The organism is Helicobacter sp. 12S02232-10 (assembly GCF_002272895.1).
Lineage (GTDB): Bacteria > Campylobacterota > Campylobacteria > Campylobacterales > Helicobacteraceae > Helicobacter_J.
On sequence record NZ_MLAQ01000006.1, the window covers coordinates 94,228 to 118,262 of the forward strand.

The following is a 24,035-nucleotide window of genomic DNA, read 5'->3' on the forward strand; positions in this document are numbered from 1 at the left end:
TCTATTTATATTCGATAAGTTCATCCTTATCAAGACGATATTTTTTATCGGGTTGGTCATACAATCGATAACCAAAAGAAACAATTAGCACAATTCGTTCCTTAAATGTATCAATTTCAAAAAGTTCTTCCAAAGGTTTTTGTTCAAATCCTTCCATCGGACAAGAATCAATCCCCATAAAGGCCGCACAATTCATCATTGAGCTTGCCATCAAATAAGCCTGTCTTGAAGTCCAATGAACAATCTCCTCACCCAAAAGATCATTAGCAACCAAAAATCCTCTGATTCTTTGTTGGTAAGCGTCATATTTTTCTTTTTGTGCCATTCGTCTTGAGACAAGTCTGCTGACATAATCAGTAGGAGCTTTTAAATCGGCAACTTTTGATTTAAATACAACCAATTCACTCGCACTTGTAATCTGCTCTTGATTCCAACATAAGGGTTTCATTTTTTCTCTCAAAGCCTTATCCCTCACAACCACCATTCGGGTTGGTTCAAGCCCGAAAGAACTCGGGGATAATCTGCCTGATTCCAAAATTATTTCAAAGTCATCAGTACAAATTTTTTTATTTGTGTCAAAAACTTTGCAAGCGTGCCTAAAATTCATTGCATTAATAAAAGCATTTGTTTTCATCTTCAGTCCTTCATTGTTAAATCAAAACGTATAAATTCAATTTTACATTTTTGAATAAAATGTCAGATATATTATCTCAATAACAAACTTATAATGCATTTAAATACAATTTTTTTTTGAAATATTCTAAATGAAAACTTATTATTTTTTTGTCATTCTTTTTCTTTGATTGGGATCGAGATATTTTTTTCGAATCCTAATGCTCAATGGGGTTACCTCAAGGATTTCATCATCTTCTATCCATTCCAAAGCGCGCTCAAGCGTAAGTTCTCTAGGAGGAACAAGCTTAATAGCATCATCACTTCCGCTTGCACGCATATTTGTGAGATGTTTGGACTTAATAGGATTAACATCCAAATCATTATCTCTGCTATGTTCCCCGATAATCATTCCGATATAAACTTTTGTTTGAGGACCGATAAAAAGTGCCCCTCTCTCTTGAATATTAAAAAGTGAAAAACCTGTCGCTTCACCATTTTCCATACTGATGAGAGCTCCATTTTTACGTGATTCAACACTTCCACTATATGCTCTAAATTCTAGAAAGGAGTGGTTCATTACGCCCTCGCCTTTCGTATCGGTTAAAAACTCGCTTCGATAGCCTATAAGACCACGTGCAGGAATTTCAAATTCTAAACGCGTATATCCCTCGCCCATCGGATTCATTGCTTTCATCTCAGCTTTTCTGCGTCCAAGCTTCTCAATAATAGTACCGCTAAAATCTTGTGGGGTATCAATAACAAGATGTTCAAAAGGTTCAAGTTTTTTCCCTTCCTCTTCCTTGATGATGACTTCAGGTCTAGATATGCTAAATTCAAATCCCTCTCGTCTGAGATTTTCAGCTAAAATCGTAATTTGAAGCTCCCCTCTTCCAGAAACTTTAAATTTTCCCTCTCCCATTTCTTCACATCGCATTGCAATGTTTGTTTGCATTTCTTTTAATAATCTATCTTTCAACTTATTGGCTGTGACGTGTTTGCCCTCAAGTCCAGCAAGCGGAGAATCATTGACCGAAAAATGCACACTCATCGTCGGCTCTTCTAAATGCATAGGATCTAAAGGCATCGGATTATTCGGATCAACAATACTATCACCCACATCAATCGCATTAAACCCTGCAACAGCTACGATATCACCTGCTTCAGCCTCTTCGATCTCAGTTCTAGCAAGACCTAAAAATCCGATAAGTTTCGTAATTCTCCCATTTTCTTTGCTCCCATCGCCTTTGGCAAGCATTACGTTTTCACCTTTTTTAATCCGTCCATTAAACACTCTAGCTATCCCGATTTTGCCTACATAGTTATCATAATCAAGCGTAAAAATCTGCATTTGCAAGGCATTAGCCTTATCTCCATCAGGCAAAGGAATATGCTCTAAAATTGCTTCAAATAGAGGTTCTAAACTCTTTTTCTCATCATTGAGATTTTTGATCGCATAGCCATCTCTTGCAGCAGCATAAATCACGGGAAAATCAAGCTGATTATCATTCGCCCCCATCGCCACAAACAAATCAAATACTTCATCTACAACACGATCAGGCTCTGCAGCAGGCTTATCAATCTTATTAACCACTACAATGGGGCGTATTCCAAAATTTAATGCTTTTTTAACTACAAATTTTGTCTGGGGCATTACGCCCTCTTGAGCATCCACAAGCAAAAGTACGCCATCAACCATTTTCAATACGCGCTCAACCTCCCCACCAAAGTCGGCGTGTCCGGGAGTATCAATAATGTTAATTTTTGTCCCTTTATATTGAATTGCTGTATTTTTAGAAAGGATAGTAATGCCCCTTTCCCTCTCCAAATCATTGCTGTCCATTACCCTTTCATCAATTTTTTCACGCTCTCCAAATGTCCCTGATTGCGAAAGCAAACCATCTACTAAAGTTGTTTTTCCGTGATCAACGTGTGCAATTACAGCAATATTTCGAATATTTTGCATTTTTCTCTCTTTATTGTAAATTATTTTAGAAGTATAAAATTTTTACCCTTAAAAACTCTATACATAAACATAAAAGCAATGTTCCGCTTCCCTTTTCAAATCATTATCATTGCTACCCATCACATATTAATTTATGGAATTATTTTTGCTTCTGTCTTAAGAATATTTTACAAGGAAATCCTATGCTGGAAAATATCCTCAACAATGTCAATGCCTCTCAAGAAATAAAAAATACTCCTGAAAAGAAAAAAGTTATTGACAAAAATAGCAAAGAAGATGGCTTTCAAAAACTTTTACAAAAAAACCTTTTAGCCCAAAATGTCAATCTCAAAGATCAAGAAAACAATGTCAATGCCTCTCAAGAAATAAAAAATACTCCTGAAAAGAAAAAAGTTATTGACAAAAATAGCAAAGAAGATGGCTTTCAAAAACCCTTAACACAAAAGACAAATCTTAAAGATCAAGAAAAGATTGAGTCTGTTTTGAATAAAAATTCAGAAAAAAAAGCCCTTCCATCAACTGATGGCGCAGCTTTAGAAAAAAATATTTCCAATCCTGCCACATTCGATTTTCAAGAATTTAAAAACAATTCTTTATCAAAAAACTCCCAAGAACCATCCACAAAAGAAACAATAAAAGAGGATCACAAAACCCTCTCCAACCCCTCTGAAAAAAAACTTTCCGATGTTAAAACTCTAGGCGAACAAAAAAACTTTCAACCTAAAAATATCAATATCGAAAATAACCAGCAAAATCCTAAATCAAATAACACTCCCCCTCTAAAAGATCTCCCCACTCAAGATATGCTTACACAAAAGTTAAAAAACCAATCACAAGCTTCTTTGACTAAAACAGAAGAGGACAAACCATTATCGGTCATTCTCAAAACGCTTGATCAGGTAGATACAAAAGAAATTAAAGCCCGAAAAAAATTCAATCAAGAACATAAGATAGAGTATAAAATTGAAGGTAAAGATGAAAAAATAGCCGTTATCGAAAGGGGAACACACCTGCCAAAAAATATTATTGGGTCAAAAATCGAAAAGAAAGAATCTCAAACTCAAGAGACTCCGTCAAAAAATCAACCCCTATCAGAAGCAATTTCACAAGTTTTCATTAAAGAAGTTAAGCCCAAAACAATTGCAATTGCAGAAGATAAAGACCAAGATTCAAAACAAAATACACAAAAAAAAACTAAAAAATCAGAGGTTCTTCCAAAAAACGCCACAACTTCAAATCCAAATGCTTCGCGCTCAACGCCATCTCTAAGCACCCAAACACAAAATGAACAATTAGAAAATCAAAAAGCGATTCAAGAAGACAACGCACAATTCTCTCTAAACGAAAAGACAAAGAAAAAGCAAAATAATCAAGAGATCCAAAAAGACAAAGAAAAAATCAAGCAAACTCCTACTAAGGAAAAAGATTCCGCACCCACTTTAGGTCTTGCTTCTGTTAAAAATGATTTAATCTATAAAAATGCCAACGCCAAAGAAACGATTAAAAATTTTGCGCAAAGCTTTAAAGAAGAGATTAAAAAATTCAAACCTCCGATGAGTAAGATTTCCCTAGAACTTCATCCTGAAAAACTCGGAAAGCTTGAGCTGACCATCAAACAAACAGGTAAAAATCTCCAAGTCAGCGTTGTCTCCAATCATCAAGCCATCGCATTATTTGTCCAAAACCAAGCCGAACTCAGACAAAATCTCTCAATGATAGGGTTTTCTGGCATAGATTTAAACTTCTCTTCGCAAGAAGATTCACAAAAAGGCCATCAAGATCGAGATAATCAAAAAAGGAACAAAAATAGCTTAAAACAATACCAAGAAGTCAAAAATATTTCTCAAATTCCATACGATACGATGGAAATTACATTACCAAAATACGCATAGGAGGCAAATATGGCCATTGATCTTGCCGAAGTAACCGGATCTAAAGCTGCAGCTCAAAAAAAAACCGAACAACCTAAAATTGCCAATGGGCTTGATAAAGATGCTTTTATGAAATTATTTTTAGAACAACTCAAAAATCAAGACCCTACCGCCCCTATGGAAACAGATAAGATCATCACTCAAACAGCCCAGCTCACTCAAGTAGAAATGCAAGAAGAAAATAAAAAAACAATGAAAGAAGTGGCTGAAGCAATGAAATCCACCAAAGATACAAATCAATCGCTCAAAGACTTTCAAACCTCACTTAAAGAAACGCTTGAAAATCTAAACAAAGGAATGGAGGCCAACTTAGAATCAGATACTAAAATGGCTCAAGTTTCTGCACTCAATACTGTTTCAATGATAGGCAAAATTGCAGAGACTGATATCAGTGGCATAAATGTAAAAGAACCTGGAGAAATCCATTTCACACTCTATTTTGATTCAAAAATTGATTCTTCCAAAGGCAACCCAACTATCCAAATATTTGACAGCAATAAGCAGCTGATAAAAACTATTTCCATTTCGGATAAAAATGGTCAGGACGGCTATATTGATTTTAGTTGGAATGGACTTGATGATAAAGGGGTTCAAGTCCCTCAAGGAAGCTATGAAATACGCGCAGAATATAATCTCAATCCCAAAACCAATCAATACCACCAAACCCGCGTAGGCAGAGGGGAAGTCCAAAGCGTATTATTCAACAAAGGTACCCCGATGTTACGAATGGGAGAAATGATTTTACCGCTTGAAAGTGCCGTTGAGTTTTATGACAAGGAAAAAGCTTTATGAATGACACTATTTTAAATTCTTATAGCGGTATCAAAACCCATCAATTTGGTCTCGATAGCATTTCAAATAACATTGCCAATGTCAATACTACAGGCTATAAAGAGAATATTCCCGAATTTAAAAGTCTCTTCAGTGCCCATTTAGATTCCCTTAACTCTTCCTCTATCACCAGCAATGATAGAAACTTTGGAGCAAGCGGAGCAAGCAATGCCATATCCACTAAAAGTGGCAATTACCACCAAAGCGATGGGGAATTTGATATGGCTTATCAGGGCAAAGGTTGGTTTATCGTGGGTTCCAATAAAGAGGGGGATTTCAAAATAGAAAAAGATGGTTATGAACAAAAACAGCCTAATTATTTTACAAGAAATGGAAGTTTCACTCGCGATGGCGATGGCTATTTGGTAAATTCACAAGGATATTACGTCTATGGAATCAATTTAGGCAAGATCCAAAACGGCGTATTTGTTTCAAGCAATGACACAGATGGAGACACTAAAAAGCTTGCAGGTAATGAACTCACTCCCTTAAATATCCCACAAGAGTTAAAATTTCAGCCTGTATTGACTTCAAAAGTCGATATCAGCATCAATCTAAATCCAAAAGATAATTTTAAAAATGCTCAAGATTTTTTTCTAGACTCTCAAGGAAATTTCTTGGAAGAAAAATTCAAAGCTCAAGACATCAACGCGCTTGCCAATAATGACGATGAAGCGCTTGAAGCTTCAATATATAAAAATCTTAAGATAAGCATTTCCAAAAATAACAAAACCCAGAACTTTGAATTTCAATACGGAAATGGGGGTGAAACCAACAATGAATTTCGAACTATAGGGGATCTGCAAAAACTTCTCAAAGACAAAACAGGCTTAGATCTAGATATTGCCAAAGACAAAAATGGAAAGCTCAAATCACCGCTGTCCTTACAGATTTCAAACAATGAAGAAGACCTCAACCTTTCGCTTGAAGGATCTTTGGCTGAAAAACTCGGATTAAATGCCGTTGATATACCTTTTAAAAAAGGTGATTTTCAAGAATCTACACCCATCAAAATTCCTGCTTACAGCACATCAACTGAAATTTATGACAAAGATGGAAAAAAATTTCTACTCAAAAGTGATTATTTTATGACTGATTCAGGGGATAATAAAACCAACCCTCCAATCACCCAAAAATGGGAAGTAAAAAGTGCGGTTTATGATTTCAAAGGTCAAAATATGATCAGTAAAGCCCCCGTGCAACAAACCATTGAATTTGACGAAAATGACAACATCATAGCCGCTCCCATAGAGCTTGACTTCAAAGAAAACAAAATCCAATACTCACTTTCAGGTAGCAAAGACTATAAATCCACTAATCTCCCCTACCAAGAATCCAAACTCACACAAGTAACTCAAAATGGAAAACCTGAAGGATCACTTAAAGAAATACGCGTCGATGAAAACGGTATCATTTATCTTGCTTTCAGCAATGGGGCGATGGAATCTATGGGAAGAGTAGGTATCGCAGCTTTTATCAATGATCAAGGCTTGAGAAAAACAGGTGGTAATTTATTTGAAATGACCTCAAGTACTCTTAATGGAGAAAATAAACTCTTAAGCGGAAACCCTATCTTGGGTTGGAATGAAGAAGATGGGATATTAAAATTTGGGAAAGTAATGTATAAATATCTTGAAACTAGCAATGTAGATGTCGGAAATGCACTCACAAACCTCATTTTAATGCAAAGAGGTTATTCAATGAATGCCAAAGCTTTCAGCACTGGAGATGATCTCATCAAAGAAGCGATTAACTTGAAAAAATAAAAATATGATTATTTTCTAAATATCTCCTGCAGCATTCCTTTGCTCATACCACAAACGAATCTTTGCTCCCACACTTCTAAACGGATCAGGTGGCATCATACCAGCACGATTATTTTTAAGAATAAAATCCAAATTCTCTGAACTTTTTCCCGATATAAGTTCAGCAATATAATATCCTAAATATGTACCTTTAACCACTCCTACGCCGTTTGATCCACCAATTACATAAACTCCATTTTCAAGCTTTTCAAAAATAGCTTGGCGATTAAGAGTGACACAAATCATTCCACCCCAAGTAAAATCAAAACGCTTATATTTGAGCGCAGGAAATCTCGCTTCAAAAGAATTCCGATGGCATTGATAGACTTTTTGGAGTTGATGAGGATTGCTTTTCATATCGGGTATAAAATCAAGCACATTGCGAATAAAAATTCTTCCCTCAGGAGTTAGCCGCAAAGTACTTCCAGCAGGATGAGCAGAAGTGAGACCATAAGGAGAAATCCCCTTAAAATGGGTTTCCAATTCTTGAGGAGTCAAGGGTTCGGTTAAAGAAGCATAAGTAAAAACAGGAACTTGCCGATGAGCAATAACTCCAAACTCTTCCAAATGCGAATCAAGCGCAAGCAATACTATGGGAGCTTCTACACTACCCCCTTGTGTATGGAGGATATGTGGAGAACCATATTGAATCGAAATTATCGGGCTTTGTTCAAAAATGCAAACTTTATTTTCCAAAATCTTTGCATAACCGCGGATAAGTGCTGCTGGATTTGCCAATACACACCCTGAGGTATAAATAGCTTCCTGATAATAAGAACTTCCAAGTCTTTTTTCAAGCTCCAAACCCTTAAGACGCTCAAAAGCAAATCCGCAGGGCTTAAGACGGGCTTCAAAGGTATCAAGTCCTTTAATATTGGAGGTTTCGTGTGCAGCCATATATTTGCCAGCTTTTTGCCAAGAACACTCGATACCATATTCTTCCACAGCCTCTTGGAGAAGATTGATTCCAAAAGAATTCAACTCATAAATTTTTTTATCCCTTTGCAAATCTGGAACTGCTGTGTCCAAATTATGGGGTAAATCAATTAAAAAACCGGCATTACGCCCGCTTGTCCCCTCTCCAATTCTAAGCGCTTCAACCAAAGCAATTTTTAAATCCGGATGGTTTTGGCTCAATCTTGCGGCTGCAGAAATTCCTGAGAACCCTCCTCCAATTATGACAATATCGACTTTGATATCTTTCTTAAGACGCTCACCTATAGGTTCAAAACGATTGGAAGTTGTTTCAAACCAACCCAAATCACCATCAATTTGTGGAAAATTTTTTATTTTGCGCAACATTTTATCTCCTTAAACATTTCTAATCCCTTTGCCTAGATTGCATAAAATCAAATCTTATATAAGGTTCTTTGACAATCAATTAAGCCGTTGCAAGTTATAACAAAATTCCTTTTAAAATGATTTTACAGCATAACTTCTCAAGTTCATATGACCCTAATCAAAGCAAATATTCAATAAAATCCAACTATAATTCTCCCAACTTGATTCGCTTAAGGAATGCTCAATAAATGAATGTCCAAAAGGGGCTTAATCTCAACGCCGAACAAAAGCAAGCTGCTATGGCTCCCAAAGGACATAATTTAGTCATTGCTTCAGCAGGCACAGGAAAAACTTCCACAATCGTAGGCAGGATTGCACACTTACTAGACTCTGGCATTGATCCCAAAGAAATCCTATTATTGACCTTTACCAATAAGGCAAGTCTTGAAATGATTGAGCGCGTCTCAAAAATTTTTGGCGAAAAAGAAGCAAAACAAATTGAATCAGGAACATTCCACGCTGTGGCTTATCGTTACCTTAAAGAACATCTCAAAATCTCTCTCAAACAGCCTAGAGAACTCAAAGTTCTTTTTAAAAGTATTGCCGAACACAGAATTTATGCCAATAAAGGAACAGCTTCTCCCTACTCTGCTCAATACCTCTATGATATCCATTCCTTATACCTCAACTCCCAAAAAGAACAAAGCTTTGAAGAGTGGCTCAAGCAAAAATCTCCCGAACAAGCTCTATATATACCTGTTTATGAAGGGATACTTGATGAGTTTCAAGCACTAAAAAAAGAGTATGGTTATGCTGATTACAATGATCTGTTGATAATGTATCGCGATGAAATGTCTAAACAGGAAAGCCCTTATCAAGAAGTCTTATGCGATGAATACCAAGATACCAATCCGCTCCAAGATTCCCTTATTGATGCCATTAACCCCGAAAGTCTTTTTTGCGTGGGGGATTATGATCAAAGTATTTACGCTTTTAATGGAGCAGACATCAGCATTATCAGTAACTTTACTACTAAATACAAAGATGCTCACGTCTTCACGCTAAAAAAAAATTATCGCTCTTCCTATCCTATTCTTGATTTGGCAAACAGGATTATTCAAAAAAATGAACGCATTTATGAAAAAAGCCTTGAAGTCGTAAAAACAGGCGAATATTCCCCTCCTAAGCTACTTGCATATGAAGAACTTTTTTTACAATATCAGGGTATCGCTAAAAAAATTGCAACAAGCAATTATAACCTTGATGACATTGCTGTAATTTTCAGAAACAATGCAAGTGCTGATGGTTGCGAAGCTTCCTTGCGAGAAATGGGTATTCCTTCAAGACGCAAAGGAGGAATCAGTTTTTTTGATACCAAAGAAGTTTCACTGATGCTTGATATCTGCTCCTTGATTTACAATCCCAAAGATATGATGGCCCATATTCACACATTAAGCTATGGGAGTGGGATTGGAAACTCAATTGCCAAAGATATTTATGAAGCTCTTAATATTTTAGGCAATCGTGATACAAAAACAGGTTTATTAGCACCTGATTTTAATATCAAACCCTATGCTTCAAGAAGCAAAAATACACAATTAGGATTATTTGATGACTTCTTTGCTCTACAAAACAGCGCAAGATTCGATACATTTTTGCCAAAAGATTTTTGTTCCCATCCCATTCTTTCTCACCCTAAACTCACAAAAGAAGGGGCAGTTTTTCTAGGAAAGTTTTTTATAATGTATCAAAGAATCTATTCTTTAAGTTCTCCGTTTGATCTGATAACAACAATCGCAAAATCTGAATTTTTCAGACATATTATAGAAATTTTAGGGCGAGAGAGGTCAAAAAATAAAGATGGCACTTTCGATGAAAATCGCAGGATAGAAGCAATGGAAAAAATTGATCGTAAAATCACTTTACTGAGTGATTTAGCTAAAAACTACCGAGACATCGGGCGATTTTTAAATGCAATGATTTTAGGCTCAAATGAGGCGAGCGAAGGAAGTGGAGTAAATCTTTTGAGTGTCCATGCAAGCAAAGGTCTTGAATTTCGCGATGTCTATATCATTGATTTAATGGATGGGAGATTCCCTAACCGCAAACTCATCTCTAAGGGCGGGAGTATAGAAGAAGAACGCAGACTTTTCTATGTTGCCATCACACGTGCTAAAGAAAATCTTTATCTCTCCTATGCCAAAAAAGATGCGGTTAAAAATATCGATTATGAACCTTCAATTTTTCTTTATGAAGCAAATATGCTCAAACCTAAAAATTTAAATGTTTGAATTGAAACATTAAAAATCCATATTCAAACCGATAAAATATCTTCTGCCTTCCCTGACATAGTTATAGTTATTAACATAAGTCGCAGAAGAAGCACCATTTGCAACGGCAGGAACATAATCAATAAAATTCTGATTGAGAAGATTATAAATCCCTGCGTGCAGACGCAAAGTCTTTGTTATATTATAATGACCACCTAAATGCAGTAAAAAATAATTATTATAATAAGGACTCAAATTTGGATTATTTCTTTTGAATTGTTCCAAAGCTGATAGCGAACCCGCACTTGAACCACCCCTACCTCCAATATAGACCCTAAGTTGTTTGGCACGATATTCCCCTCGAAGATAAAATCCAAAATTCCCAATAGAATAATTTAACGAAGTATTTAAGCTATGCTCAGGAATATCTGTCAAAGGAATCCCCTTAGCCGCCCCTGAAGTCTGTTGTGTCTTTGTAAAAGTATAACTAAGATTCAAACCGACATCTCCATAAACAATATTAATGGGCTTAATCCCAAAAAATACTTCTGCCCCATAAGCAATCGCAGAATCGGCATTAATATTATAACTACAAGTGCTCACAGCAACGCATATGCCTCCTCCAGAAACTGGTATTTGTTGATCTTTGGATATTGAAACACTTTGTATCTTATCACGAAAAATATTATAAAATCCGGTCAAACCAATATCTGTCCAATCGGTTTCAGAAAGAAATCCGAATTCGAAGTTAATAGAAGTTTCGGGTTTTAAATCAGGATTTCCATAAGTTGGAACGGTTCCTTGAGCTGTAATCCCATTCACTCCACGAACAAGCTGAGAAACCGTAGGGGTTTTATACCCTGTGGAAATCCCCCCTTTGAGGGTAAGCCAATCACTTGCATTATAAACAAGATAAGCTCTAGGAGAGGTATTGAAGCCAAAAGCAGAATTATAATTTTCCCTAAATCCTAAGGTTAAAAATAATTCATCAAAAATAGCCAACTCACTTTCTGCAAATAAAGCCGCATTATGTTGATACATAAAACTATGTCCCACAACAGCCCTATCTCTCATACTTGCAAACCAATACCGCCCGCCCAAAGTCAATTTACCTTGTCCTATATCCATTATAAGCTTTGTATCAATAATAACATCATCTCCCCTCAAGCCTCTATCTTGACCTATTAATGGGCTTCCCACCCCTACTGCATCTTGAGTAATGAGCCTTCCTTGATTGGTTGTAGAAAGATACTGAATTGAAGTGTCTGTTTTGCCAAACAAATAATCTCCCAAATGAGCAAAAGTCGCGTTATTGCGCATAAAATAAAGATTTTTAGCATATCCCCCTCTATCTCCCACAGTTCCAAGCAAGCTTTGTTCGTTGTTATACCATTGAAGACCATTTTCATAATCAAAATAAAAATAATTCTGTTTGGTAGGTGCATAAGAAATACGCGCACCTACATCATAAACATTAGCTTGGGACAAACCTACCACGCCATTTCTTCCTAAACTACCACCGCCTGGAATCACCTTTAAATCTGAGGTCGGAACCAATGCACGGTAATGCTCTCTTCCTCGAAGTGCAAGACCCCATTTTCTTTGAGAATCCAAAGGTCCAGAAGTATAAAAGCTTCCCGAATAAAAGTTTCCAAAAAGTTTTTCTTCCTGCAATGTAGCTTCCACAGCAAAACTTGATGACCAGCGATCAAAATTCTTTTTTGTAATGACATTTACAACCCCTCCAATCGCATCGCTTCCATATAGAGTGCTCATCGGTCCTTTGATAACTTCAATCCGTTCAATCGAGCTCAAAGGAGGTATAAAAGATGTAAAAATCTCTGTAAAGCCATTTGGAAAGGCTGCCGAAGTAATATTTTGCCTTTTACCATCGGTTAAGATCAAAGTATAGTCTGCAGGCATACCACGAATTGAGATATTATAACCACCTGTCTTGCCTACACCCATCTCAATACTTACACCCGGAACTCTTGAAACAGCTTCACCCAAATCCCTGTAAGGTTTGTCTTCAAGCTGTTCTTTTGTGATCACAGAAATGGATGCGGGGGCATCTTTAATATCTTGGGCATAGCCCGAAGCCGAAACAACAGATTTATTTAAAATATAATTTTTTGGCTCATCTTCTGCAAATAAGCACACAGGGAAAAAAATCAGCATTTGCTTAAGCATATCTTTTTTCTTCATCACAAAACCTTATCTTTAAAATAAGAATGATTATAATAATAAATGATGAAGATACTATTAAGATTATTTCTAGTTTAAACGCTCAAATATCCTAAAGCAATACTTAATATTAATCCGGCTAAAAAACAAATCAGCATTTCTTTGCGCTTATTTTTACAAAATGCTGTCATCACAATGCCACTCAAATAAAAAAGCACCAGCGAAATACCAAAAGCCACGCTTAAGACATCAAAGTACCACTTTGCCTTTGCTTTATGAAGCATAATCATATTCCCAAGCAAGCTTCTTTGAATAGTTTGAATCATTGTTTGATTGTCTTTTGTCTCAATCGTAATCATATATTTGGCAGAGCCTATCGAAAGAGCACCTCTAAAATCTTTGGGATTGATATCATTCGGAAAAGGAATATTATTTTTTGATAAAAAATCCATTAAAAAATCAAATTGCTTCTCTTTAGGAACGACCTCTTCAAGCACCCATTTTTGCTTCGTTGCTCCAACATCTTGATTCAATCCAAAAATATAAACAATTCCTGTAATCGAAAAAAGTAATGCCATCGGCAGTAAAAACACGCTCACATAAATATGAAATTGATGAGAAAATTTTTTAAGTTTCACTTTTAATCCTTTAAATTTTTGGAAATTATAATCTTTCTATATAAAATATCTGTGAAAGACAAACAAATTTAAGGATAAATGTCTTTAAAAAATAATCCTATGCAATCATATGAACTATAAATCTCAATCGATCAGATGACTGACAAACTTTGAATAATTATCTAAAATCAACCCGCCCTTTCTAAAACCCAAACCACAAGATTCATAGGCATAAAATACATTGGGTTGATAATAAAAATCGCCTGATTTATTCAACTCATAAAATTCCTGATAAATAGGCTTATGATTTTGATAAATACCTTCGTTTTTAAGTATGGATTGCAATGAAGAGTCCAAAATTTCGATATTAGCTCCTTCGCGTCCAAATGCAGTTTTTTTGACCTGCTGTTTATCTTTTAGAGGTTCATAGCTTGTTTCCAAAAGCAAAGGGTGATGGGGAAAAAGATCCCATAAAAGCTTTAAAAAGCGTTTGCTCTGAAACATCACTGCATAAGCAGGATTTAGAAAAATCGCATTTTTATTTTCCATTATTGATTGCATAATGAGTGCAAGTTCAGGTTCATCAATAGCAATATTTTCCCAAGGAAGAAGCTTGAATAAAAATTCATAATTCACCCCTTGAGAAAACACGCCTTCATCTTGACTAAATACAATCTCATCAATAAAACAAAAAGAAGTTTCAAAACCTGCACTTTTTGCAATATCCTGCAAAAACCTCACCGTTCTTTCCTCTTCAATATTGCCTTTAATACTTGAAAACAATATTTTCCACCCTTCATACATTTGCTCAAAACCGCTTGTATCCTCACCCAAAGTGATCATTCGCTTAAAATTTTCTCCAATTGCCTCATAAAGATTATTAAACTGCAAATTGGAATCATAGCCATTATATTTCAGCATTGCCCATTGTACAACTGAGGTTTCATAAAGCATTGTAGGAGTATCTGCATTAAACTCTAAAAGTTTGATGGGTTTTCCATCAAGTCCGCCTGCCAAATCAAAACGCCCGTATAAATGCCAATGAATTTCCTCTTCCCAACTTTGTTTAATCATAGGTATCAAAACATTAGGAATGTCAAGCTCAAAAAATAAATCATTTTTGATTGCATACTCTGCTGTTTCCACATACATATCATAAAGCTCATTGCAAGCTTCATAATAAGCATCTGCCTCTGCTTGAGTGATAACAACGGCTTCATTTTCGATATAAGACGTATTATCAGGATCGGTATGCCACTGCAAACCGATCTCTTCAAGAGTGTTTTTATCAAGAGGTTTTAAAGATAGTGTTTTCATCATATCCCTTTATGATCCAAATGAACCCATTCCTGTAGATTTTGAAGCGTTTGAACCCCCTCCAAAAAACCCACTTTTCCCACCACTTGGATTTGAACGGACTTTGGAAGTTGAAGAAGTATTTTTAAAACTATTTTGGCTTCTTTCATAAGCTTGAGGTGATTTATAATTCCTTTGACTATTTTGCTGGTAAGTCGGATTATTAAAAAGCTTATTTCCGATATAGCTGCCTAAAATTGCACCTGCTGCACTTGCAAGAATCGCCCCGCCAAGTCCAAGCCCCCCGCTTGCATTTGGATTTGTGAGTTGGCTTGTGCCATTATCAATTTTAGTTTCTTCTTGCTTAATGAGCTTCTGTATCTCCTCTTCAGAAAGCACCCTTTCATTTCCTTGCAAATCCCGAACAACTACGTGGGTTTTTGCGCTGGGATATTCTTCAGCGATTTTATAAGCCCCACTAGGTTGCTCTTCTAAAATAACAAATGCACCCTTTTGAATTGCATTGGATATATTGGTCGCACTTTCATTAGAACCTTGAGAATCATTCCCACAGGCTGCTAAACTTACAATCACAAGAGCACTCAATCCTCCTATGACAGCATAATCAGATATTTTCCTAAAGTGTTTCATTATATCTCCCTGCTAAAAATTTCAATATTGCTTCTGGCATTATTTTTTATATTCATAAATATAAGGAACGAATTTGATCAAATCTGATTCGGATATCTTCTTTGTGACATTTTCGACTTTTTTCATTTCATTTTCAGGCTCTTCTTTAGGCTCATAAGTCACAGCATAAATCTGTTTTAAAATCCGGATTTTTTCCTCTGGGGTTTTTGCTGATTTTATTTTTTTCAAGATCAAACCGGACTTGATTACAGACTTTTTACCAAGAAATCCTACAAGCACCATTCTTACATTTGTATTTTTTAATCTAGAATCGATGTCCCTAAGTTCATTTTGACAATGAGGACACATCGGATCAGAAACGATATAGGTGATTTTTTGGTTGCCTTTCGTGCTTGATGGCAAAGAAATCACATAATCATCAGGAATGGATTCAAATAAAGCATTAAATTTAGCACTATTTTGTTGTTGGGTATTATAGGCTTGAGCCTCTTGATAGACTTGATTCACAAGATTGGCATCTTTTTTTTCATCACTGAAAAATACATTGCTCAAACCAATAACAATCTTCCCATCTTTGCTCGTAAAAACAGGAATTTGATACTTAGTATCAGGGTCTTCAATGACAACAATTTTAAATTCAGGATTAGATTTGAGTGTCTCGACTTTGAGTATGGAAATTTTTTTACCCGTTTGACTCTCTATTATTTTTGTAATATTTTGCTCTATATTTGCCTGGGCAATACCAAAAGCAAAAAATATCAACACGGCAGGTAAGATTTTTTTCATATTTTCTCCTTAATCAGATAAAATCACATTTTACTATAAAATTTGTCAATCAAATATTATCAAAGGTGTTCTATAGTGAAATATCTTATCGTTTTTTTGAGTATTTTTACAGGGTTGTTACCTGCACTTTATCTCTTCTATAACCTTACTGAAAGTTTTTATGGAGCAGAGCCAACAAAAGCAATATTGCATTTTTTAGGGGATTGGAGTATTTATTTTCTACTTGGAACACTTACATTTTTGTGGATTTTCAGACTGATGAAGATCTCCTTCAAATACCTTTCCATCATTTCTAAAATATTTGGCTTCTACTCATTTTTATATGCCTTAGCGCATATTTTTTCTTATATTTTTTTCGAACAAGGAGGAGATGTGTGGGCTTCTCTTGATGAAATCAGTCGCAGGGTTTATCTATTTTTGGGAGCAATAGGATTTTTATGTCTTGGAATTCTAAGCATTTCTTCAGCCTTTTTCTCACGTTTTTTCTCACGATTATCTGTTTTTATCTACCCTGCAGGACTTTTAGGAAGCATTCACTATCTGATCGGACAAAAGATTCCAAGCCTTTCTTCTTATTTGATTTTCTTGGCATTTTTCAGTTTGCTTTGTGTTAAGCTTCTATCAAAAAATAAGGACAAAAAATGATCATTATCCCCGCAAGACTCCATTCAACACGATTTCCTCAAAAAATACTTGTTCCCATCAATGGAGTTCCAATGATTATCGCCACTGCTTACAATGCACAAAAGGTCGATGAAGTTGTGGTTGCCTGCGACAATGAAGAAGTGCTTGCAATTTGTAAAAATCATAAAATAAAAGCTGTTCTTACAAGCCCCCATCACAGCAGTGGAACAGATCGATGTGCAGAGGCAGCAAGAAGTTTAGGATTAAAAAAAGATGAAATTATCATTAATGTTCAAGGCGATGAGCCTTTTTTGGAAACCCAAGTCATTTCCCTATTGAAAGAAAAAATGAAAGATGCTCCTTTTATGGCAACTTGTGCAAAAATTATCGAAAAAAGTAAAATCAATGATACCAATCTCGTAAAAGTAGTCCGCGCACATTCGGGCGAAGCCATCTATTTTTCAAGGCTTCCCATTCCTTATAGCAGAGACGGATTAAATGATTCTTTGCTAGAGTCAAATCCATATTACGGACATTTGGGCATCTATGGATTCCGCACTCAATCTTTAGAAGAATTTTGTAACCTACCTAAAAGCCCTCTTGAAGATATAGAAAAACTCGAACAACTCCGTGCTATTTACCATCAAAAATCCATTTTTGTATGCATCGTTCAAAGTAAAAGTATCGGTATAGATACACCAAAAGATCTTCAAAATGCCTTAAAATCTATCTCGCAAACTCAACTGCCCGACTCTCGCGGATAACGCTGACTTTTATTTCACCAGGATATTGGAGAGTTGATTCCACCTCTTTAGCAATATCTCTAGCAAGCACAACACTTTGAGCATCATCAATCAAATCTGCACGTACAATCACTCTGACTTCCCTGCCCGCATTGATAGCATAAGCCTGCTTAACCCCTGTTTTGTCCATAGCAATGCGTTCAAGATCTTGCATTCGATTCAAAAAACTCTCAAGTACTTCCCGCCTAGCTCCAGGACGTGCTGCAGAAAGAGCATCAGCAGCACACACTGCGGCAGCTTCAATACTTTGAATTTCCTCATCTCCGTGATGAGCCATAATCGCATTGATAACAACAGGATGTTCTTTATAGCGCCTGCAAATTTCAGCACCTAAAATTACGTGATTCCCTCCTGATTCCTGCGTAAGGGATTTTCCTATGTCGTGCAAAAGCCCTGCTCTTCTAGTAAGCTTCTCATCGCCTCCAAGTTCTCCAGCAATTACTCCAGCAAGATTGGCCGTCTCAATCGAATGCCCTAAAGCATTTTGCCCAAAACTTGCACGATATTTCATCTTCCCGATAAGTTTCTTAAGCTCAGGATGCATATAACCCAACCCCATATCCAAAACAATGTTTTCTCCATCTTGAAGAACTTGCTCTTCCATTTCTGCACTTACTTTGGCATAAACTTCTTCAATTCTTGCAGGTTGAATCCTGCCATCTTCAACTAAAAGTTCGACAGTTCTAGTAGCAATAGCTCGCCTATAAAGATTAAAACTGCTTAAAATAATCGTTCCAGGTGTATCATCAATAATCACATCTACACCACTAATCATTTCAAGCGTTTTAATATTTCTACCCTCTTTCCCGATAATTCTGCCTTTAAGCTCATCATTAGGTAAATGCACCACATTAATCAGACGCTCAGTCGCAAATTCCCCTGCAAACCTCGTAGTGGCTTGAGCAATGATATAATTAGCCCTTTTCATTGCCTCTTCCCTAGCTTCGTGTTCGTATCGTCTGATTAAGGCAGATTTCTGTCGGATCAACTCATCTTGCAAATAATCTAAGATCAAAGCTTTTGCTTCTTCTTTTGTATAGCCAGTATATTCCATAAGGGTATCCAAAGCCTTTTGCTTCGCATCTTGATATTCTTTGATAAGCTTATTTTGGGATTCATACTCTATGAGAAGCTTGTTCTTTAAATCTGAAATCTTTTGTTTTTCTTCTTCAATAAAACCTATTTCTCTCTCAAGCTTTTGTTGTATTTTATCCTCTTGGTTTTGAAGCAAAGCAAGCTTATTTTGATATTCCTTGATAATTTTTGAAGTTCTATCTTCATAATTTTTTTTCAACTCAAGCTCAATTTCTTTAGCTTTGATTTGTTCGTTTTTTAAGAGTGTTTGTGCCTCATATTCAATTGCTTGGGCTTTGGCTTTAGCCTGTTCAATAATCACATCGGCATTAGAATTGAAGATTTTCTTAGAGAGAAAAAAAACACTACTTCCCACTATGAAAACAAATATTATAAACCCTATCACCAAGTATTCTATCATCAATCCCTCTTTTTACAATGCAAAAACTGCTGATAAATTTATCGCCAAAAATATCATAACTATCAGTAAGAACAGATTTTGAGATAATCGCTCTTCTGCTTATAAAAATCACATTTGGACGGTAAGAAAGGGTTTGAAAAAACCTATCATACATTCCTTTTCCAAATCCTATGCGCTTAAATCTTTTATCAATTCCCAAAATAGGAACGATTGCTGTATCAATTTTTGTTAAATAAAATAAAGATTTTTTGGCTTCAAAAATATTATATTCATTCTTATGTAAAGGCAAACGAAATGGTATCATTTTAAAACTAACTCCATCTATATAAGGAATAAAAACTTTCGTTCCACGTTTTTTAAGCCAAATAATCAAGGGATAAATATTTACTTCGCTCTTCATAGGGCAATAAAGCAAAACTCTTTTAGCCCCCAAAGCAATCAATTCATTTTTTAAAATTCGGATCGTTTTTTTATCTTCAAAATTAATTTTTTTTGTCAATGATGTCAGATAAGTTTTACAAAATTTTCTAAATTGTGGCTTTATCCTTACTCCCTTATATGTCTTTATGTATAATGGCACATTTTAAATCTTTAAAACTTAAAAAAGGGTATTGATGAAATATTTTTACGGATTGATTCTTGTTTTAACACTTCTAAGCGGCTGTATGAGCAATGGAGATCATAAAAATCAAGTCAAATATACATTTAGCGACCAAAACGGGCAAACCTTTAAAATCCAAAGCGATTTTGACACTTTCAATATTCGCACGCAAAAATCCGAAAAAAACGACAAAGTGACGCTAATTATGTTTTTAGATCTTGAGTCTCAAAATTGCAAAGATTATATTCTCAATATCGACCACTTAAAACTTACTTTTCCTAGAGCTTCTATTTTAGGTATCTTGATCAAACCTTATTCACAAGAACAAATCAGCCTCTATGCCAAAGAAAACAATGTGGATTTCCCTCTACTTAATCCGACTGATTCCAAAAACATCTTTGAAGATTTTTCACACAAAATAAATCCCCCTCAAGAAGAGCAAAATACCTCCCTAGAGATTCCTTATTTTGTGCTTTATAACAAACACGGAAAAAGATACCAAACCTATAGTGGTATCGTAATGGAAGAAATGTTTGCCTATGATATTGATGCGTTGCTAAAAATGCACTAAAAAGGCAGGAAACTTATGTTAGATTTATTTAAAAAAACAGCTCAAAATATTTCCTCTTTGATTGGAACAAAAACCCCTACGATTCAAAAAGAGAAGCTTGAAGAGGTACTTATAGAATCTGATATCCAATACGATCTAACCGATTCTATTTTAGAACATTTACCTCCAATCATCAAAAGAAATCAACTTGAAGTCGCTCTAGAAAGATTTTTTAGAGGCGAAAGCTATTATGACAAAATCACACTCAAAGAAATCAAGACAAAACCGCTTGTGGAACTTATTATCGGCGTGAATGGAGCAGGAAAAACTACCACTATTGCCAAACTTGCCAACAAATATAAATCTGAAGGCAAAAAAATCCTTTTGGGAGCAGGCGACACCTTTAGAGCCGCAGCCACAGAACAGCTCAAACTTTGGAGCGAAAAGATCGGCACAGAAATCATTACTACCCAAAATGGCGGAGATCCCAGCGCGCTTGCATACGATACGATTCAAGCAGGTATTGCAAGAGGAATGGATAATATTATCATTGATACAGCCGGCAGACTCCACAATCAAACTAATCTTAAAAATGAGCTTGCAAAAATCACGCGTGTTTGTTCCAAAGCTCTAAATGGTCAAGATTTTCGAAAAATCCTCATTCTAGATGGAACACAAGGAGCTTCAGCAATTGCACAAGCAAAAATCTTTCACGAAAGCCTTCAAATAGATGGCGTGATTATCACCAAGCTTGATGGTACAAGCAAAGGCGGAGCAATTTTAAGTATCATTTATGAACTCAAACTGCCCATTTTATTCTTAGGAATAGGAGAAAAAGAAGATGATCTTGTGAGATTTGAAGAAAAAGCCTATATCCAAAGTATCTTAGATTCGATTTTTGAGTAACAAAATGGCAAAAAAAAATTTCACTCTTTTTGAATGCCAACATTGTGGGTTTCAAAGCACCAAATGGATGGGAAAATGTAGCAATTGCGGGGCTTGGGAAAGTCTCATAGAGCTTTCAAGTTCCCAAATCCAAAGCCTCAAAGAAACTAAAGTCCTGCATTCAAATGTTTCAGCAATGCCCATCACTTCTGTAGAATACGAAAACGTTATAAAATTTTCCTCAACTCAAGAAGAACTCGATATTGTTCTTGGAGGAGGCATTGTCTCAGGTGGTCTATATCTCATCGGAGGAAGTCCGGGCGTAGGAAAATCAACCTTGCTTTTAAAAGTAGCTGGCGGGCTTGCTAAAACAGGAAAAAAAACTCTTTATGTCAGCGGGGAAGAAAGTGCGGGACAAATAAAACTTAGGGCTCAAAGATTGGATTGCGTAGAAGAAAATCTCTTTTTACTCAATGAAATTGATTTGAATTCCATCAAAGCTAACCTTACAACCAAACAATATACCGTATGCATTATTGACTCAATCCAAACCATTTATTCTCCCCAAATAACTTCAGCTCCGGGTTCTATCTCTCAAGTACGTGACATCACGTTTGAACTAATGCGCGTAGCCAAAGAATATGATATCGCTATTTTTATTATCGGGCATATTACCAAAGAAGGTTCAATCGCTGGTCCTAGAGTGCTTGAACATATGGTAGATGCCGTGCTGTACTTTGAAGGCGATCCCAGTCGCGAACTCCGAATGCTTAGAGGCTTTAAGAATCGCTTCGGCACTACAAGCGAAGTCGGAATTTTTGAAATGCGTAGCGATGGTCTCATAAGCGCAAAAAATGCTTCTAAAATATTCTTTTCCCAAAAACGACCGACGCCTGGAAGTGCTGCAACCGTAGTTTTGGAAGGTTCTAGAGCGCTTGTGCTTGAGATTCAGGCTTTAGTAAGCGAAATGAGCTTTGGCGTCCCCAAAAGATCAGCAACAGGCTTTGATGCCAATCGTTTAAGTATGCTTTTAGCTCTCTTAGAAAAAAAGATTGAAATCCCACTCAACCGATACGATGTTTTCATTAACGTAACTGGAGGTATAAAAATTACTGAAACAAGTGCAGATCTTGCTGTAATTGCAAGCATTCTCTCAAGCTTTAGAAATCGTCCCTTAAGCAATAAAACCGCTTTTATAGGTGAAGTAAGCCTCACAGGAGACATCAGAGAAGTCAGCAATATTGATATAAGACTCAAAGAAATGGAAAGTTACGGATTTGAAAATGCCATTCTGCCTAAAAAACCTAGCGGAAAAAGTGCGATAAAATGTTTTGAAGCCACAGAAGTCGCCAAAATCCTAGATTGGATGTAGATTTTATATAGGCATAAAAACAGAATCCCTTAAATATAATCTGAAATATAAGGGGATTCGTGCAAAATAACATCATCTAATCTTTGTATTGAATAATCATCGCCCTCAATCCGTTCTAAACGGCAAAGTTGCATCACGGTTTTATACCCGAGTAATAAAGTTGTCAAGGTAGCTATATCCATACCAACGCTATAATCAGGTTTATCTGAAGTAATACTGCACTTTCCTTCGTGAAACAAAACAACAAAAACACGATTATTCCAATCCAAAACTGAATCTGTGATTTCAAAAGAAATACGTACATTTTTTTCAAAAGGATCGCAACGATATTGCAAAAAAAACTGCTCCACATCAGTAATACGACCCATAATATAAGGGCGTATAATCTCTCTAATATCACCATCGTCCATATCAAATGCCACAGGCTCATTAAAATAAGTATTTCCGGCTACTTCATCAATCATTGAATCGTGGGCGTGAATATATCCCCATAGACCTTTTTGTGCCTCTCTATTCAGATAAATCATTTCTTTGATATGCATAACATCACGCTTGATCAAATAAACCATATACCCCAAAGGTTCATTTTGAACGTTGTAATAAATTGCTACAGCCGTATCATCTTCATCCCATCGCCAATATTCTTGCCAAGCCAACGCATTACGAAATAAGCAACCGTGAGTTTGCTTAGCAAAACGAGTATGTAAATCCATAAAATCATCATTATCCCAATTCACACGACGAACATATCCAGGGGCTTTTGTTTTTGAGGGGATTTGTGTGTCTTTAATGCGATAAGAAATTTTATTAGATATGATTTCCCAACCATATTTACGATATAAAGGTATCGAATAAGGATAAAGCAATGCCAAAGATTGATGCTTCTCTCTCATTCTTGATAAGCTTTTCTTCATCAATCTATTCATAATTCCCTTGCCTGAATACTCAGGATAAGTCGAAACACTTGTAACAAAACCTACAGTGTAAATCATATTATAAATATTCATTTTTAAAGGATAAACGGCAAATTGCGAAATGAGATTTTCTCCATCATAGCACCCCAATATATCAGCACGTTCTAATACGGGGAATTTTGATTGTTTAATCTCATCATCACGCCAACCTGCATTTATCAAATCTTCTTCAGTAACTTGAAAAGCATAACGCAAGAGTGCATTATATTGATCAATATCATCGGTAGTTAAATCGCGTATGGAGTATTGAAAACTTTTATCTGTATTTTCCATATAAATTTCTCCCTTTGAATATTCTAAAAATTATATCTGCAATCCGACCAATGAACCAACTCTTTCAATCTCAAACCATAAATAATAAAAAATATTTTATACCCACCCTTTAAATCAAAAACAAAGCAAGAAGAACCAAAGAACCAAAGATCAACAATCCCGCCCAATAAACTAATAAACTAATAAACTAATAAACTAATAAACTAATAAGATAATAAGATAATAAGA

At 35.8% G+C, this 24,035-nt stretch carries 19 protein-coding genes and 1 pseudogene; 9 read left to right on the top strand and 11 right to left on the bottom strand.

Features of this window, described 5'->3' with window-relative positions:
- Window position 1 precedes the first annotated feature (1 nt).
- Window positions 2-634 (bottom strand): NAD(P)H-dependent oxidoreductase, encoded by a 633-nt coding sequence (locus BKH41_RS06255; RefSeq protein ID WP_095298096.1) that lies wholly within the window; start codon window positions 632-634, stop codon window positions 2-4.
- A gap of 141 nt (window positions 635-775) precedes the next feature.
- On the bottom strand, window positions 776-2,578 hold the full coding sequence (gene typA, locus BKH41_RS06260) for a translational GTPase TypA (protein ID WP_095298098.1): 1,803 nt from the start codon (window positions 2,576-2,578) through the stop codon (window positions 776-778).
- Between the two features lie 182 nt (window positions 2,579-2,760).
- Between typA and BKH41_RS06265 the strand changes: the two genes are divergently transcribed.
- The 3 genes and pseudogenes from BKH41_RS06265 (at window position 2,761) to BKH41_RS06275 (ending at window position 7,106) form a co-directional block, all read left to right on the top strand.
- On the top strand, window positions 2,761-4,470 hold the full coding sequence (locus tag BKH41_RS06265; RefSeq protein WP_095298100.1) for a flagellar hook-length control protein FliK: 1,710 nt from the start codon (window positions 2,761-2,763) through the stop codon (window positions 4,468-4,470).
- A 9-nt stretch (window positions 4,471-4,479) separates the two neighbouring features.
- Window positions 4,480-5,280 (top strand): annotated as a pseudogene (gene flgD / locus BKH41_RS06270) (flagellar hook assembly protein FlgD); the annotation flags it as partial.
- Window positions 5,281-5,297: 17 nt separating this feature from the next.
- A complete protein-coding gene (locus BKH41_RS06275) occupies window positions 5,298-7,106 on the top strand; it encodes a flagellar hook-basal body complex protein (protein WP_095298104.1) in 1,809 nt (602 codons plus the stop codon).
- 15 nt (window positions 7,107-7,121) lie between these two features.
- Here BKH41_RS06275 and BKH41_RS06280 read toward each other — a convergent pair whose 3' ends face one another.
- Window positions 7,122-8,447 carry an FAD-binding oxidoreductase gene (locus BKH41_RS06280; RefSeq protein ID WP_219350021.1) on the bottom strand — a complete coding sequence of 442 codons (1,326 nt, stop codon included), beginning with the start codon at window positions 8,445-8,447 and terminating at the stop codon, window positions 7,122-7,124.
- A 227-nt stretch (window positions 8,448-8,674) separates the two neighbouring features.
- Between BKH41_RS06280 and BKH41_RS06285 the strand changes: the two genes are divergently transcribed.
- On the top strand, window positions 8,675-10,717 hold the full coding sequence (locus BKH41_RS06285) for an ATP-dependent helicase (RefSeq protein WP_095298106.1): 2,043 nt from the start codon (window positions 8,675-8,677) through the stop codon (window positions 10,715-10,717).
- 9 nt (window positions 10,718-10,726) lie between these two features.
- Here the strand turns inward: BKH41_RS06285 and BKH41_RS06290 are convergent, their stop codons facing one another.
- From BKH41_RS06290 to BKH41_RS06310, 5 genes are all read right to left on the bottom strand, one after another.
- Complete coding sequence (locus tag BKH41_RS06290; RefSeq protein ID WP_095298108.1) at window positions 10,727-12,901, bottom strand: TonB-dependent receptor; 2,175 nt, start codon at window positions 12,899-12,901, stop codon at window positions 10,727-10,729.
- A gap of 74 nt (window positions 12,902-12,975) precedes the next feature.
- Complete coding sequence (locus BKH41_RS06295; protein ID WP_095298110.1) at window positions 12,976-13,518, bottom strand: PepSY domain-containing protein; 543 nt, start codon at window positions 13,516-13,518, stop codon at window positions 12,976-12,978.
- 123 nt (window positions 13,519-13,641) lie between these two features.
- The gene (locus tag BKH41_RS06300; protein ID WP_095298112.1) at window positions 13,642-14,814 is read right to left on the bottom strand and encodes a glutathionylspermidine synthase family protein; all 1,173 of its coding nucleotides are present in this window, start codon (window positions 14,812-14,814) and stop codon (window positions 13,642-13,644) included.
- A gap of 9 nt (window positions 14,815-14,823) precedes the next feature.
- Window positions 14,824-15,447: a UPF0323 family lipoprotein gene (locus BKH41_RS06305; protein ID WP_095298114.1), complete on the bottom strand. Its 624-nt coding sequence runs from the start codon at window positions 15,445-15,447 to the stop codon at window positions 14,824-14,826.
- A gap of 36 nt (window positions 15,448-15,483) precedes the next feature.
- Window positions 15,484-16,230: a disulfide isomerase gene (locus tag BKH41_RS06310; RefSeq protein ID WP_257875427.1), complete on the bottom strand. Its 747-nt coding sequence runs from the start codon at window positions 16,228-16,230 to the stop codon at window positions 15,484-15,486.
- Window positions 16,231-16,305: 75 nt separating this feature from the next.
- Here BKH41_RS06310 and BKH41_RS06315 point away from each other — a divergent pair, with 75 nt between their 5' ends.
- Window positions 16,306-16,875, top strand: a complete 570-nt coding sequence (locus BKH41_RS06315) for a ferric reductase-like transmembrane domain-containing protein (protein ID WP_095298118.1) — start codon at window positions 16,306-16,308, stop codon at window positions 16,873-16,875.
- Window positions 16,872-17,618 carry a 3-deoxy-manno-octulosonate cytidylyltransferase gene (kdsB, locus tag BKH41_RS06320; protein WP_095298120.1) on the top strand — a complete coding sequence of 249 codons (747 nt, stop codon included), beginning with the start codon at window positions 16,872-16,874 and terminating at the stop codon, window positions 17,616-17,618. The genes BKH41_RS06315 and kdsB overlap by 4 nt, the downstream gene beginning before the upstream one ends.
- On the opposite strand, the gene rny is transcribed toward kdsB, so the two are convergent.
- Complete coding sequence (rny, locus tag BKH41_RS06325; RefSeq protein ID WP_095298122.1) at window positions 17,581-19,152, bottom strand: ribonuclease Y; 1,572 nt, start codon at window positions 19,150-19,152, stop codon at window positions 17,581-17,583. The two genes, kdsB and rny, sit on opposite strands and share 38 nt — an antisense overlap.
- Entirely contained in the window at window positions 19,097-19,732 is a 636-nt protein-coding gene (locus tag BKH41_RS06330) for a 5-formyltetrahydrofolate cyclo-ligase (RefSeq protein WP_095298124.1), read from the bottom strand. The genes rny and BKH41_RS06330 overlap by 56 nt, the downstream gene beginning before the upstream one ends.
- Before the next feature lie 34 nt (window positions 19,733-19,766).
- Between BKH41_RS06330 and BKH41_RS06335 the strand changes: the two genes are divergently transcribed.
- From BKH41_RS06335 to radA, 3 genes are read left to right on the top strand one after another with little or no spacing between them, the layout of a single operon-like run.
- The gene (locus BKH41_RS06335; protein WP_095298126.1) at window positions 19,767-20,324 is read left to right on the top strand and encodes a hypothetical protein; all 558 of its coding nucleotides are present in this window, start codon (window positions 19,767-19,769) and stop codon (window positions 20,322-20,324) included.
- A gap of 15 nt (window positions 20,325-20,339) precedes the next feature.
- Window positions 20,340-21,209 carry a signal recognition particle-docking protein FtsY gene (ftsY, locus tag BKH41_RS06340; protein ID WP_095298128.1) on the top strand — a complete coding sequence of 290 codons (870 nt, stop codon included), beginning with the start codon at window positions 20,340-20,342 and terminating at the stop codon, window positions 21,207-21,209.
- Window positions 21,210-21,213: 4 nt separating this feature from the next.
- Window positions 21,214-22,560 carry a DNA repair protein RadA gene (gene radA, locus BKH41_RS06345; RefSeq protein WP_095298141.1) on the top strand — a complete coding sequence of 449 codons (1,347 nt, stop codon included), beginning with the start codon at window positions 21,214-21,216 and terminating at the stop codon, window positions 22,558-22,560.
- A gap of 29 nt (window positions 22,561-22,589) precedes the next feature.
- Here the strand turns inward: radA and BKH41_RS06350 are convergent, their stop codons facing one another.
- Window positions 22,590-23,807, bottom strand: a complete 1,218-nt coding sequence (locus BKH41_RS06350; protein WP_095298130.1) for a GNAT family N-acetyltransferase — start codon at window positions 23,805-23,807, stop codon at window positions 22,590-22,592.
- Between the last annotated feature and the right edge of the window lie 228 nt (window positions 23,808-24,035).